The organism is Burkholderia sp. Ac-20344 (genome assembly GCF_017104975.1).
Lineage (GTDB): Bacteria > Pseudomonadota > Gammaproteobacteria > Burkholderiales > Burkholderiaceae > Burkholderia.
On sequence record NZ_JAAGPP010000009.1, the window covers coordinates 98,093 to 110,752 of the forward strand.

General features: G+C 68.8%; 11 protein-coding genes. 8 read left to right on the forward strand and 3 right to left on the reverse strand.

All coding sequences use genetic code 11. The features are described from left to right. The first annotated feature begins 25 nt into the window (after positions 1–25). The gene (locus G3N64_RS05020; RefSeq protein ID WP_205782659.1) at positions 26–1,936 is read left to right on the forward strand and encodes a tetratricopeptide repeat protein; all 1,911 of its coding nucleotides are present in this window, start codon (positions 26–28) and stop codon (positions 1,934–1,936) included. A gap of 79 nt (positions 1,937–2,015) precedes the next feature. Here the strand turns inward: G3N64_RS05020 and G3N64_RS05025 are convergent, their stop codons facing one another. Next, positions 2,016–3,314 carry an MFS transporter gene (locus G3N64_RS05025; RefSeq protein WP_205782660.1) on the reverse strand — a complete coding sequence of 433 codons (1,299 nt, stop codon included), beginning with the start codon at positions 3,312–3,314 and terminating at the stop codon, positions 2,016–2,018. A 350-nt stretch (positions 3,315–3,664) separates the two neighbouring features. Here G3N64_RS05025 and G3N64_RS05030 point away from each other — a divergent pair, with 350 nt between their 5' ends. Beyond that, a complete protein-coding gene (locus tag G3N64_RS05030) occupies positions 3,665–4,618 on the forward strand; it encodes a hypothetical protein (RefSeq protein WP_205782661.1) in 954 nt (317 codons plus the stop codon). Between the two features lie 78 nt (positions 4,619–4,696). Here G3N64_RS05030 and G3N64_RS05035 read toward each other — a convergent pair whose 3' ends face one another. Beyond that, entirely contained in the window at positions 4,697–5,389 is a 693-nt protein-coding gene (locus G3N64_RS05035; RefSeq protein WP_205782662.1) for a DUF2968 domain-containing protein, read from the reverse strand. Between the two features lie 115 nt (positions 5,390–5,504). Continuing rightward, positions 5,505–6,695, reverse strand: coding sequence for a type 1 glutamine amidotransferase (locus G3N64_RS05040; RefSeq protein WP_205782663.1), 1,191 nt, complete (start codon positions 6,693–6,695; stop codon positions 5,505–5,507). A gap of 277 nt (positions 6,696–6,972) precedes the next feature. Between G3N64_RS05040 and G3N64_RS05045 the strand changes: the two genes are divergently transcribed. The 6 genes from G3N64_RS05045 (at position 6,973) to G3N64_RS05070 (ending at position 12,595) form a co-directional block, all read left to right on the forward strand. After that, the gene (locus G3N64_RS05045) at positions 6,973–7,653 is read left to right on the forward strand and encodes a GntR family transcriptional regulator (protein ID WP_205782664.1); all 681 of its coding nucleotides are present in this window, start codon (positions 6,973–6,975) and stop codon (positions 7,651–7,653) included. Positions 7,654–7,659: 6 nt separating this feature from the next. Next, positions 7,660–9,036 carry an amidase gene (locus tag G3N64_RS05050; protein WP_205782665.1) on the forward strand — a complete coding sequence of 459 codons (1,377 nt, stop codon included), beginning with the start codon at positions 7,660–7,662 and terminating at the stop codon, positions 9,034–9,036. A 138-nt stretch (positions 9,037–9,174) separates the two neighbouring features. Further along, complete coding sequence (locus G3N64_RS05055) at positions 9,175–9,687, forward strand: disulfide bond formation protein B (RefSeq protein WP_205782666.1); 513 nt, start codon at positions 9,175–9,177, stop codon at positions 9,685–9,687. Positions 9,688–10,327: 640 nt separating this feature from the next. Continuing rightward, positions 10,328–11,338 (forward strand): xanthine dehydrogenase accessory protein XdhC, encoded by a 1,011-nt coding sequence (gene xdhC, locus G3N64_RS05060; RefSeq protein ID WP_205782667.1) that lies wholly within the window; start codon positions 10,328–10,330, stop codon positions 11,336–11,338. An 18-nt stretch (positions 11,339–11,356) separates the two neighbouring features. Then, positions 11,357–12,382, forward strand: a complete 1,026-nt coding sequence (locus tag G3N64_RS05065; RefSeq protein WP_205782668.1) for an adenosine deaminase — start codon at positions 11,357–11,359, stop codon at positions 12,380–12,382. A 27-nt stretch (positions 12,383–12,409) separates the two neighbouring features. Then, entirely contained in the window at positions 12,410–12,595 is a 186-nt protein-coding gene (locus G3N64_RS05070; RefSeq protein WP_205782669.1) for a hypothetical protein, read from the forward strand. Positions 12,596–12,660 lie beyond the last annotated feature (65 nt).

Consider the following 12,660-nt stretch of genomic DNA (forward strand, 5'->3'; position numbering starts at 1 on the left):
ACGCCGCTCCACGTGACGGGGCCATATGCCGATCGGCCGATTCGCGGCACCGCCGCGCGGTGTGGGAAAATACGCGCTTTCCGTCAGTTTTCGCGTCATGGATTCCGCATTCGACCGAGCGTATGCCGCACACCGCGCGGGCCGCCTCGCCGAGGCCGAGCACGGCTATCGCAACGCGCTCGCCTCCAACCCCGCCGACGCCGACGCACTGCATCTGTTCGGCGTGCTGCGGCACCAGCAGGGCCAGCACGCCGAGGCGGCCGATCTCGTCGGCCGCGCCGTCGCGCTGCGTCCGGACGATGCCGCGCTGCAGCTCAATCTCGGCAACGCACTGAAGGCACTCGGCCGGCTCGACGAAGCGGTCGACCGCTTTCGCAATGCGCTGACGCTCGCGCCCGAATTTCCGCTCGCGCACTACAACCTCGGCAACGCGTATGCGGCGCTGCAGCGCCACGACGATGCGATCGATGCCTTCGGCCGCGCGCTCCGGCTCACGCCCGACGATGCATCGATCCACAACAATCTCGGCAACGCGCTGAACGCGCTCGGCCGCCACGACGACGCACTCGCCGCGTTCCATCGCGCGCTCGAGCTGCGGCCCGGGCATGCCGGTGCGCACAACAACCTCGCGATGGCGCTGAACGCGATGGGCCACGCCGACGACGCGATCGCGCACTTCCAGGCCGCGATCGCCGCGCAGCCGCGTTTCGTCGCCGCGCATTTCAATCTCGGCAACACGTTCGACGCGGTCGGCCGGCATGCCGAGGCGGCCGCCGCGTTCGAAGCCGCGCTCGCGCTGCATCCGCCGTTTCCGCTCGCACTGTTCGGGCTCGCGAACGCACTGAGCGCGCAGGCACGCCACCGCGACGCGCTGCCCTATTACGAGCGTGCCGTCGGTCTCGATCCGTCGTTCAGCCTGGCCTGGCTGAACCTCGGCAACGCACATCACGCGCTCGGCGCGCACGAGATGGCGCTGCGCGCATTCGACCAGGCGCTGCGTGTCGCGCCCGATCTCACGCTGGCACGGCTGCACCGCGCGGTCACGCTGCTCACGCTCGGCGACTTCACGCGCGGCCTGCCCGCCTATGAAGCGCGCCACGACACGCCGGGCGCGACGCCGCTCGGCGCGCTGCCGCGCTGGCAAGGCGAGCCGATTGCGTCGCGCACGCTGCTGATCCGCGCGGAACAGGGTTTCGGCGACACGCTGCAGTTCGTCCGCTTCGTGCCGCTTGCCCGCGCACGCTGCGCGCGCGTCGTGCTGGAAGTCCAGCCGGAACTCGTTACGCTGCTGGCACCGGCCGCGTCGCGCTGGCGCGTGACGCTCGTCGCACAGGGCACCGCGAAACCGCCTGCCGCGGACGTCGCGTGCACGCTGATGAGCTTGCCGTTCCTGCTCGGGCTTCAGACGGAGGACATCGTCGCGGGCTCGCGCTACCTCGACGCCCCCGACGGCGCCGGCCGGCGCTTTCGCGGCTCGCTCGGCGGGCAGTCGAAGCGCAAGTTCGGCCTCGCGTGGTCGGGGCGCCGGCAGGCGCAGGAAAATCGCTCGATGCCGTTCGACGCGCTCACGCCGCTGCTTGCGCTGCCGGACATCGACTGGATCGTGCTGCAGCCCGCACTCGACGACGACGAACGCGCGCGCGTCGACGCGCATCCGCGCATGCATAGGCTCGACGGCCGGCTGAACGACTTTGCCGACACGGCCGCGCTGATCGAACGGCTCGACGGTGTCGTCACGATCGATACGGCGGTCGCGCACCTCGCCGGCGCGCTCGGCAAGCCGCTGTGGGTCATGCTGCCGTTCGCACCCGACTGGCGCTGGTTCACCGGTGACGACTGCCCGTGGTACCCGCAGGCCACGCTCGCCCGCCAGCCCGCGCCCGGGCAATGGCTCGACGTGGCGGCCGCGGTCGCCGGCGCACTGCGCGAAGCCTGAACGCAGACGAAAAAAGGGAGCGCGCTCCCTTTTTCAATGCGATGCGTGCGGCCGGCGCCGCGCGATAGGCGGGCGCCCGTCAGGCCGCCTTGTATTGATTGCGCGCCTCGGGCGTGCGATACAGCACGAGTGTCGCGATCAGCCCGCAAATCGCGGCAATACTCAGCCACAGCCCCGGCGCCGCCTTGTTCCCGGTCTGATGAATCAGCAGCGTCGAGATTGCGGGCGTAAAGCCGCCGATCGTCGTCGCCAGGCTGTATGCCAGCGAGAAACCGGCGGTGCGCACGTCGGCCGGCATCACTTCGGTCAACGCGACGACCATCGCCCCGTTATACGACGCATAGAGGAACGACAGCCACAGCTCGACCGCGAGCAGCCGCAGGAACGACGGATCGCCGACGAGCCACAGCACGGCCGGGTAAGCCGACAGCAGCGTCAGCACGGTGAACGCGATCAGCACCGGGCGGCGGCCGATGCGGTCGGACAACGCACCAGACAGCGGCAGCCACACGAGATTGGAGATTCCCACGCAGACGGTCACGACGAGCGCGTCGAGCGACGACAGGTGCAGCACTTCCTTGCCGAACGTCGGCGTATAGGCGGTGATCATGTAGAACGACACCGTCGTCATGATCACCATCCCCATGCCCGCCACCACGACGCCCCAGTTGTCGAGCATCGAACGCATGATCTCGCCCATCGTCGGACGATGACGCTTCGCGAGGAACTCGTCGGTTTCCTTCAGCGAACGACGGATCAGGAACAGGAACGGCACGATCAGGCAGCCGATCAGGAACGGAATGCGCCAGCCCCACGCGGTCATCTCCTCGGCCGGCAGCGCGCGATTCAGCAACACGCCGACGAACGCGGCGAACACGACGGCCACTTGCTGGCTGCCCGACTGCCACGACGTATAGAACCCCTTGTGCCCCTTCGTCGCGATCTCCGACAGATAGACCGATACGCCGCCGAGTTCGACGCCCGCCGAAAAGCCCTGCAGCAGCCGGCCGAGCAGCACGAGCACCGGTGCGAGTACGCCGATCGTCGCATAGCCGGGTATCGCAGCCACCGTGAGCGTGCCGAGCGCCATCAGCCCGAGCGTCAGGATCAGCCCCTTGCGCCGGCCGTGGTGGTCGATGTATGCACCGAGCACGATCGCGCCGACCGGCCGCATCAGGAAGCCTGCGCCGAACACCGACAGCGACAGCATCAGCGACGCGAATGCGTTGCCGCTCGGAAAGTAGGTTTTCGCGATGGCCGACGCGTAATAGCCGTAGACCATGAAGTCGTACATTTCCAGGAAGTTGCCGCTGACGACGCGGAACACCGTGCGGAATTTCGATTCCTGCGCGATGGCGTGTGATGCTGCTGTGGACATGTTTTTCTCGCTCAGCTCGGATGGCGCGAATCCGCGCCGCATGGATCCGACGACGCACGCAGCGCCGGGCCGGCGCGACGGGCATCGCTGCCCGCCGGCGGCGCGTCGCGCGACGACGCGCCCACCGGCATGGTTCGCGCATCATGCCACGCCAACCCGACATTTGCCTTGTGCCGCCCCTGCCGTTGCCGTCGCGGCGTTCGCCTCGTACGAGTCGTCCCGAAACGGAAGCAAAAATCAGATTGATCTGATCGACCGGCCTTCGCCGGCTGACCACAATGTCTCGATTTGCAACGACATTTCCGCGCCGCACCGGCACGGTCGCCCGTGTCGCATGGTGCACCGCCCTCATGACCCCATCGTCCCTCGTCCCCGTGACAGGCGCGCTCGCCCGCCCGCGCGTCGCTCCGCTCGATCACGTGCCGCCGTTCGGCCGCGACTGGATCTTTCGCGGCGCACCGGGTGCGCGGCCCGGCAAGCACTGCCTCGCAACACTGGCCACGTCCTGCATCGACGTAGACCGGCCGCACCGCACGTGCCACTGGCAGCCGCTGCCCGTAGAAGCGTCGGCACCGGCTTGCGCCGGGTTGCCGGTTGCACTGCCTGCCGGTGCGGGCCGGCGCTCCCGCCATACCGCCGGCGGCTTTCGCGACCGCCGTGTGCGGTACGCGATCTGCTGGAGCATCGGCGCGCTCGGCATCATCGGCTGGCTGATCGCCGCATATGAACCGATTCCGGGGTTCGGGCCTGCATACGCGATTCACACGGCCGGCAGCGTACCGGATCACGCTACGTCGACGCTCGGCACCGTGCGGGTCTCCACGGTTAAGCCGCAGCCGTCGACGAGCGCGCCACCGCAGCGCAAAATATCCACGCCTGTCGTGACAGCAGCCGAATCACCGCCGGCCACGCACCACGTCGCGCGCCATCCGGCATCGCTTCGTCCGAAAACAACGTCCGGCGTGCCGCATACGGCCACTGCATCGCCGCCCCGTTCGAACGGCAAGCACAGCACGATGGCGGCACCGGCTCGACCCGCGACCGTGTCGCGGCTGGCCTCACATCCACCGATCCGGAGCAGCACGGTCGACGCCCGCACACGCGATCGGCTCGTCGCGCCGCCGCGTACGACTGGCGATACGCGCGACACGCGCGACGATCCGCTCACGCTGATCGCGATGGCAAACACGCTGCGCGCAACCCAGCCTGCCCGCGCAACGCACGCGCCCGCCACCGGGTTCGACTGGACGGCCCAACTATCCCACCACCGCCTGACCGATACGCCGGACGCGTTCGCGCACTGACGGCCGCGCCATAAAAAAACCCGGCGAAGCTCGCTTCGCCGGGTTTTGCTCGTCTCTCTCCGTCGGTCCGACGAATCGTTACTTGTGCGCGGGCAGCCCCGTCTCGGTCTGCTTCTCGAGTTGCCGCACCTGTTCCTGCAAATCACGCAGCTGCATCTGCGCGGCCCGCTTCTCGACCTGCAGCGCCTGTGCCTGCTCCTGCGCCGACCGCTGCCGCTGCGCGACTTCGGCCTGCTGGTTGCGCGCAACGCTCAGGTCGGCCTGCAACTGCTGCGCACGATTCGCCTGCAGTGCGATCACACGCTCGAGAAACGCCTTCTGCGCCTCCAGTTCGGTACGGCGGATCTCGATATCGGCAAGTTGTACGGTCTGCTGAACGAAGTTCGCGTACACCATCTCCGCGCGGCTCTTCTCCTGCGACCGGATCACGCGCCACAGGCGCTTGTCCTGGAACAGCGCGACGTAGTACGTCATCTCGCGCGGATCGAACATCAGGCTCGCGCCGTAGCTGCCGTTGTACGTCGTGCGCATCTCGACGATCCGGCCATCGTGCAGCATCTGCGTCAGCTCGGCGACGTTGCCTCGCGCGGATGCATCCGTCGCAACCGCGGTGGCTGCATCCGCGTCGCCGCGCAGGCTCGTGACTGCCGGACGCGTACCGGCGGCGGGCGCGGTCGCGTCGGCGGACCAGGCCGCGCCCGCTTGCGCACAGGCAGCGAGCGCAACGATCCACGTCGCGCATCGTGCAGGGGAAAAGTTTCGGAAAGCCAACGTCAGACTCCGGCGAACGAATCGGGACTCGCGATTATCGTGCAAAACGAAACGGCCGCATCTCGAATTTATCGGAATGCGGCCGGCCTTCGTACGACGCGAAGCATGTGGCTTGCTACAGGCGGGTTTCGCGCGCCGCGCGCAGGAACGCATCGAGCAGCGGCGTGCAGTCGAGCAGCTCCGAACCGCCGGCCCGATGGAACTCCGGGTGCCACTGCACGCCGACGACGAACGGCGAACGGCGATGGCGAATGCCTTCGATGATCCCGTCGCCCGCCGACACGGCCTCGATGTTCAGGTCGCGGCCGAGATCGCGGATCGCCTGATGGTGAATCGAGTTGACGATCGCCTCGCTGCGTCCGGGGAACATGCTCGCGAGCGTCGACGAATCCGGAAAGCGGATCGCATGACGATGCTGGTCGTAATGCTCGCTCACGTGCGCATTCGCAGTCGGCACATCGGTGGCGATGTCCTGGTACAGCGAGCCGCCGAACGCGACGTTGATCAGCTGGCAGCCGCGGCACACGCCGAGAACGGGTTTGCCGGATTCGACGAACTCGTGCAGCAGCTCGAGTTCGTACATGTCGCGCACGCGATCGCCCGGCCATTCGGGGCGGGCGTCGGACGCGGCGTAGGTTTGCGGCGATACGTCGGCGCCCCCCTGCAGCAGCAGGCCGTCGAGATGCTTAGCGTAGTCGCGCAGCCGGATGTTGCTCGGGTGAATCATCCCCTGGTGGCCGACGGTCGGAATCATGAACACGAGCACGTCGCGTGACATCACCCAGTGGGCGATCGATTCCTCGAGATACTGCAGCGTCTTGCCCCGCAACCCCTTCGCGCCCGGTTCCGGATGGAAGATCCGCGCCGACACGCCGATGCGCAGCGTACGCTGCGTGATGCGCTGACCGGCACGGTCGAACAGCCGGCGCGCGCGCGCGGCCACGATCCGGCCGAACACCGACCACGGCGTATCGCTCTGCTTCAGGTAGGCCGGCGGCGCATTCTGCGCGCTCGCGGGCGGCGGGCGCGGCGTGTCGAAGTCGGGCTGCGCGCCGAACCCCGGTGGTGGCGCGCCATGCTTCGGCGGCGCGGCAGCGGCAACGCCATCGACGGCGGCACCCGTTGCACCGGGCGCACCCGGCTCGGACGCTGCCGTGACCGGCGACGCACCGTCCGCGGCAACGTTCTGCGCGGCGGCCTGGGCTGCCGGCGCATCGGGCGCTTTCGCCGGAGCGGGACGGGGGGAATCGGAAGAAACGGAGGAGGTGCCGGGCAGACCGGCCGGGGAAGGCGTGTTTTCGCTCATGACGATGGTCTGGTACGTCGCTCACGCGTATGGATAAACGAGGATTCATTATGCTTCAGCGCGCGATCGAGCGGCAAACCTGCAACATCCTGTCGATCTTGTTGCAAGTCGGCGGCAAACCGCATCGGGGCGTGTCGGCCGCCCGCCGGCCACGCCGATGCATTTCCGCCGGTACTGGACACTCGTGATATATCACAATAATATCCAGGCATCGTCCACGCTTCCCGATCGAACGCGCCATGATCGCGCCCCGTCCGGCCGCCGTGCCGCCCTCCGCATGAACGCCCTGACCGACGTCACCCGCGAACGCCCTACCGCGCCGGCGGCCAGCCTCGCCGACCGCGCGTACGCACTGATCCAGCGCGACATCATCACGATGCGCCTGAAGCCCGGTGCCGCCCTCAACGAAGCCGACCTCGTCGCGCGCACCGGCATCGGCCGCACGCCGGTGCACCAGGCCGTGCATCGGCTCGTGCTCGAAGGGCTGCTGTCCGTGATGCCGCGCAAGGGATTGATGGTGCAGCCGCTGTCGCTCGACGACATCGTCGCGGTGATCGACGTGCGGCGCATCAACGAAGCGCACTGCGCGGAGCTCGCCGCGCGCCATGCGACGCCCGACGATCTCGCGCGCCTCGCGGCGCTGCTCGACGACGGGCAGGCGTGCGTCGATACGCACGACGTCGAAGGCATGATGGAACTCGACCGCGCGTTCCACCAGACGATCGCCGCGGCCGCGCGCAATGCGGTCCTTGCCGAGATCCTGCGCGCGCTGCACGAGCGCTCGCTGCGCTTCTGGTTCGTCACGTTGTCCGAACCCCACCATCTCGCCGACGTTCAGCACGAGCATCGCGAACTGTTCGATCGGCTGTCCGCGCGCGACGCCGCCGGCGCGCGCGCGGCCGTCGAAAGCCATATCGATTCGTTCCGCTCCACGCTTCTTCACCATCTTCGCCCCTGAGCCGCCATGACCACTTTCACGCCCTTTCCCCCGCTCGCCCAGCTCGCCACCGACCTCGCCGCCGGCCGGACCACGAGCCGCGCGCTCGTCGACACCGCGCTCGACCGGATCGCCGATCCGTCGGGCCAGGGTGCGGTCGTCTTCACCGAAGTCGATGCCGACAACGCGCGCGCAGCCGCCGACGCGCATGACCGGCTGCGCGCCGCGGGCACCGTGCTGTCGCCGCTCGCGGGCATTCCCGTGTCGGTCAAGGACCTGTTCGACGTCGCGGGCCAAGTGACACGCGCGGGTTCGCGCGTGCTCGACGGCGCGCCGGCCGCGCGCACCGATGCGGTCGCCGTCGCGCGGCTCAAGCGCGCGGGCGCGGTGCTGGTCGGCCGCACCAACATGAGCGAGTTCGCGTTCTCGGGGCTCGGGCTGAATCCGCACTTCGGCCATCCGCGTTCGCCGTATCACCGCGACGTGCCGGGCGACGCGCGGATTTCCGGCGGCTCGTCGTCCGGCGCGGCCGCGTCCGTCGCCGACGGGATGGCGGCCGTCGCGCTCGGCACCGACACGGGCGGCTCGATCCGCATTCCGGCTGCCCTGTGCGGGCTGACCGGCTTCAAGCCGACCGCGAGCCGGATCCCGACGCAAGGCGGCGTGCCGCTGTCGACGACGCTCGACTCGTTCGGCCCGATCGGCCTGACGGTCGCCTGCTGCGCGCTCGTCGACCGGATGCTGGCGGGCCTCGAACCGCACGTGCCGGCCGCCCGGCCGCTCGAAGGCGTGCGGCTCGGCGTGCTGACGAACTACGTGACCGATGGCGTCGATGCCGACGTCGCGGCCGCGCTCGACGCCGCACTCAAGCATCTCGAAGCCGCCGGCGCGATCGTCACGGAAGTGCGCTTCCCGGCTCTCGACCGGCTGCCGGACATCAACCGCTTCGGCTTCTCGCCGATCGAGGCCTACGCGTGGCATCGTCCGCTACTCGCCAAGCACCGCGACCAGTACGACCCGCGCGTGCTCACGCGGATCCTGAAAGGTGAACCCGCGAGCGCGGCCGACTATCTCGACCTGCTCGCCGCGCGCACGGCGATGCTCGACGAAGCCGCACACACGGTCTGGGCGCGCTTCGATGCGCTCGTCGCGCCGACGGTGCCGGTCGTGCCGCCGCGCATCGCCGAACTCGAAGCGGACGACGCCGCGTTCACGCGCACCAACGCGCTGATCCTGCGCAACCCGAGCGCGTTCAACTTCCTCGACGCGTGCGCGCTGTCGCTGCCCTGCCATCCGCGCGACGCGGCGCCGGTCGGCCTGATGCTCGCTGCGGCACCGCATCGCGACGACGCGCTGCTCGCGATCGGCCAGGCGGTCGAGGCCGTGCTGAACACGATCCGCTGACCGTGGCCAACCGACCGCCAGCGGACAGGACGCGCGGTGCGGCAGGTTGCCGCATGCGCGCTGTCAGTTTCGTGCCGGACCGTTCGCGCTAAAATCGCGCGATTGTTTTCCGGATCGACCACGAGGAACCCCGCCGACATGAACGACTACACGCTCGCAATCCGCCGCGAACGCCGCCTGCTGATGCTGCTCGGCTGGGCGTGCATCGCCCTGCTGGCCGGTGCGCTGTACCTGCAGTACGTGAAGAACGAAGACCCCTGCCCGCTGTGCATCATCCAGCGCTACTTCTTCTGCGCGATCGGGATCTTCGCGTTCCTGGCCGCCGGGATCCGCAACTGGCGCGGCGTCTGGGTGCTCGAGCTGCTGATCGCGATCGCCGCGGCCGGCGGCGTCGGCACGGCCGCCCGGCACCTGTCGATCCAGATGAATCCGGGCTTCAGCTGCGGCTTCGACACGCTGCAGCCGATCGTCGACAGCCTGCCGCCCGCGCAGTGGTTCCCCGGCATGTTCAAGGTCGCCGGGCTGTGCGAGACCGTCTACCCGCCGATCTTCGGCATCCTGCTGCCGGGCTGGGCACTGATCGGCTTCGCCGCGATCCTGATCGCCGTCGTCGCGAGCCTCTGGCGCCATCGCCGCAAGCTCGTAGCCTGACCGGCCGGTTTCGCACCGGCCAGCACGCGGCACGCTCGCCCGGGCCGCACACCGCCAGCCGGTAACCACCCGGCCCCGGCGCGCTCGCCAGCCCAACCCGGCGGGCCGCGCCTGCGCGGCCCCGCTTGGGTGGCCCCGCGTAAACACCTACTCCGCCGCCGCCCGGATCTCCGGGCGAACGCGCATCGCGTGACTTCCGCGCCCCGCCCCGCCACGCCTGCGTTTCGGCCCGATGAGCACGCATCGGCGCCCCGATCCCGCGCGGCGGGCCTATGATCGACATGATCGCCTCCTGATAGCCCGGATCACCGCCCCGTGATGTTCCCGCCGCGTTGCGGTGCTATCTTCGTGACTGGATGGCGATCTACGTGCGCGAGGCCAGGCGGTCTCCCCCCTGCGTAACGCGCGCCCGACCCGCAATGTCGACTGGATTCATCATGACAACGCAAACCATCCGCATCCGTCACCCTCTTCGCGTCCGCGCATCCGGCGGTGCCGTTCGCGCGCGCCGTCGGCGCGCTGCCGCCGCACCGCATCGGCCGTGCGGCCGGCCCGCCCCGCTCCCGTCCGTCATCGTTGCCGCCACGCTCGCCAGCCTGCGCCGCGTGTCATGCCGCGTCGTCCCGAACGGAGCGTGCTGATGGAAGCCTGGCTCGGCGATCTGCAGCAACTGCTCGCGCATGGCGAAGCGGCCGTGCTCGTGACGGTCGCGCACACTGACGGCTCCGCGCCGCGCGAAGCCGGCACCAAGATGCTCGTCACGCGCGACATGGCCCGCCATACGATCGGCGGCGGTCATCTGGAATGGAAGGCAATCGAGATCGCACGGCATCTGCTGAAGGATGGCGCGCACGTGCCGCACGCGCGCCGGCTCGAGCGGCTCGCGCTCGGCCCGAGCCTCGGACAGTGCTGCGGCGGCGCCGTGGTGCTCGCGTTCGAGCGGCTCGACGTCGGCGATCTCGGCTGGATCATGTCGCTCGCGAAGCGTGTCGCGGCCGGCGCCGCGACCGTGCGTAGCGTATCATTCGGCCCCTCGCCGGGCGCGCCGCTGTTGAGCGAACCCGAATCGGAAGCCGCGCGTGCCGACTGCCTGCTATGGGAAACCGGCGGCGTGTCGCTGATGACCGAAACGATCGCGCCGTATGCGTTCCCCGTCGTGCTGTTCGGCGCCGGGCACATCGGCACCGCGCTCGTGAAGGTGCTGGCGACGCTGCCGTGCCACGTGCGCTGGATCGACGGGCCCGACGCGGTGTTCCCGCCGGCCGATGCGCTCGCCGGCATCGGCAACCTCGCGATCGAAGCGGCCGCTGCCCCGGCCGATGCGGTCGACACAGCACCGCCGCAGGCCTACTTCGTCGTGATGACGCACGACCACGCACTTGATTTCGTGCTGGCCGAGCGCATCCTGCGGCGCGGCGACTACGCGTACTTCGGGATGACCGGCTCGCGTGCGAAACGCGTGCAGTTCGATCATCGCCTCGCGGCGATCGGCATCGACCCGGCCCAGGTCGCGCGGATGCGCTGCCCGATCGGAGTCGAAGGCATCATCGACAAGGCGCCCGAAGTGATCGCGATCTCGGTGGCCGCGCAGTTGCTGCAGGCCGTCGAGGCAAACGCAAACGCATCCGCGCAGGCTTCCCCTACCTACTGACCGACCAAGAACGACGCCATGACCCCGACATTCAAGAACAAGATTGCCCGCGCGCCGAAAGCGGAGCTGCACATCCATATCGAAGGCTCGCTCGAGCCCGAGCTGATTTTTGCGCTCGCGCAGCGCAACGGCGTGAAGCTCGCGTACGACTCGATCGACGCGCTGCGCGCCGCGTACGCGTTCACCGACCTGCAGTCGTTCCTCGACATCTATTACGCAGGCGCAAGCGTGCTGCTGACCGAGCAGGATTTCTACGACATGACGGCCGCGTACTGCGAACGCGCGCTCGCCGACAACGTCGTCCACACCGAACTGTTCTTCGACCCGCAGACGCACACCGAACGCGGCGTGCCGATCGAGACGGTGGTGGCCGGCATCGAGCGCGCGCTCGCCGATGCCGAACAACGCGGGCTGTCGAGCAAGCTGATTCTGTGCTTCCTGCGCCACCTGTCCGAAGAGGATGCGCTCGCGACGTTCGAAGCCGCGCTGCCGCTGTTCGAGCGCTACCGCCATCGCCTGATCGGCGTGGGCCTCGACTCGTCCGAGCTCGGCCATCCGCCGACGAAGTTCGCGCGCGTGTTCGACAAGGCGCGCGCGCTCGGGCTGAAGCTCGTCGCGCATGCGGGTGAGGAAGGCCCGCCCGCATACATCTACGAAGCGCTCGACGTGCTGAAGGTCGACCGGATCGACCACGGCGTGCGCAGCATCGAGGACGCGGCACTCGTCGAACGCCTCGCCAAGACGCGCACGGCACTCACCGTGTGCCCGCTGTCGAACCTGAAACTGTGCGTGTTCGACGACATGGCGAAGCACACGCTGAAGGCCCTGCTCGATCGCGGCGTCGCGGTGACGATCAACTCCGACGATCCGGCCTATTTCGGCGGCTACGTCAATGAAAACTACTTCGCGACGGCCGAAGGGCTGCAACTCACGGATGCCGAAGTCCATGCGGTGATCCGCAACGGCTTCGAGGCGTCGTTCATCGAACCGGCGCAGCGCGACGCACTGTACGCGCGCCTCGACGCGTACTGGCAGGCCGCGTGACGGCCCGCATCGAGGAACGCTAGACAGATGAAACACGGCAACGGCATCCGCTTCGCGACCACCGGGCCGGCCTTGCGCCGGAACGATCGCGTGCATGCCCGCGCGGCGACCGCGCCGTTCGTCGACGCTCGCGCGGGCCGGCCGTCGCGGTTTGCCGTTTCGCTCGCCGCCGCGGCGGTCGCGAGCGCAAAGAACGGACGAGCACACCTCTGAACTTCAGTGACTGCGAGACATCTCGTATGCCGTCGTCGTCTTGAAAAAAATAAAACGTGAACAGG

Coding starts and splice junctions, on each gene's coding strand:
- G3N64_RS05040 (WP_205782663.1), bottom strand. CDS start 6,695: ATGAGCGAAAACACGCCTTCCCCGGCCGGTCTGCCCGGCACCTCCTCC.
- G3N64_RS05050 (WP_205782665.1), top strand. CDS start 7,660: ATGACCACTTTCACGCCCTTTCCCCCGCTCGCCCAGCTCGCCACCGAC.
- G3N64_RS05030 (WP_205782661.1), top strand. CDS start 3,665: ATGACCCCATCGTCCCTCGTCCCCGTGACAGGCGCGCTCGCCCGCCCG.
- G3N64_RS05045 (WP_205782664.1), top strand. CDS start 6,973: ATGAACGCCCTGACCGACGTCACCCGCGAACGCCCTACCGCGCCGGCG.
- G3N64_RS05025 (WP_205782660.1), bottom strand. CDS start 3,314: ATGTCCACAGCAGCATCACACGCCATCGCGCAGGAATCGAAATTCCGC.
- G3N64_RS05055 (WP_205782666.1), top strand. CDS start 9,175: ATGAACGACTACACGCTCGCAATCCGCCGCGAACGCCGCCTGCTGATG.
- G3N64_RS05065 (WP_205782668.1), top strand. CDS start 11,357: ATGACCCCGACATTCAAGAACAAGATTGCCCGCGCGCCGAAAGCGGAG.
- G3N64_RS05020 (WP_205782659.1), top strand. CDS start 26: ATGCCGATCGGCCGATTCGCGGCACCGCCGCGCGGTGTGGGAAAATAC.
- G3N64_RS05070 (WP_205782669.1), top strand. CDS start 12,410: ATGAAACACGGCAACGGCATCCGCTTCGCGACCACCGGGCCGGCCTTG.
- xdhC (WP_205782667.1), top strand. CDS start 10,328: ATGGAAGCCTGGCTCGGCGATCTGCAGCAACTGCTCGCGCATGGCGAA.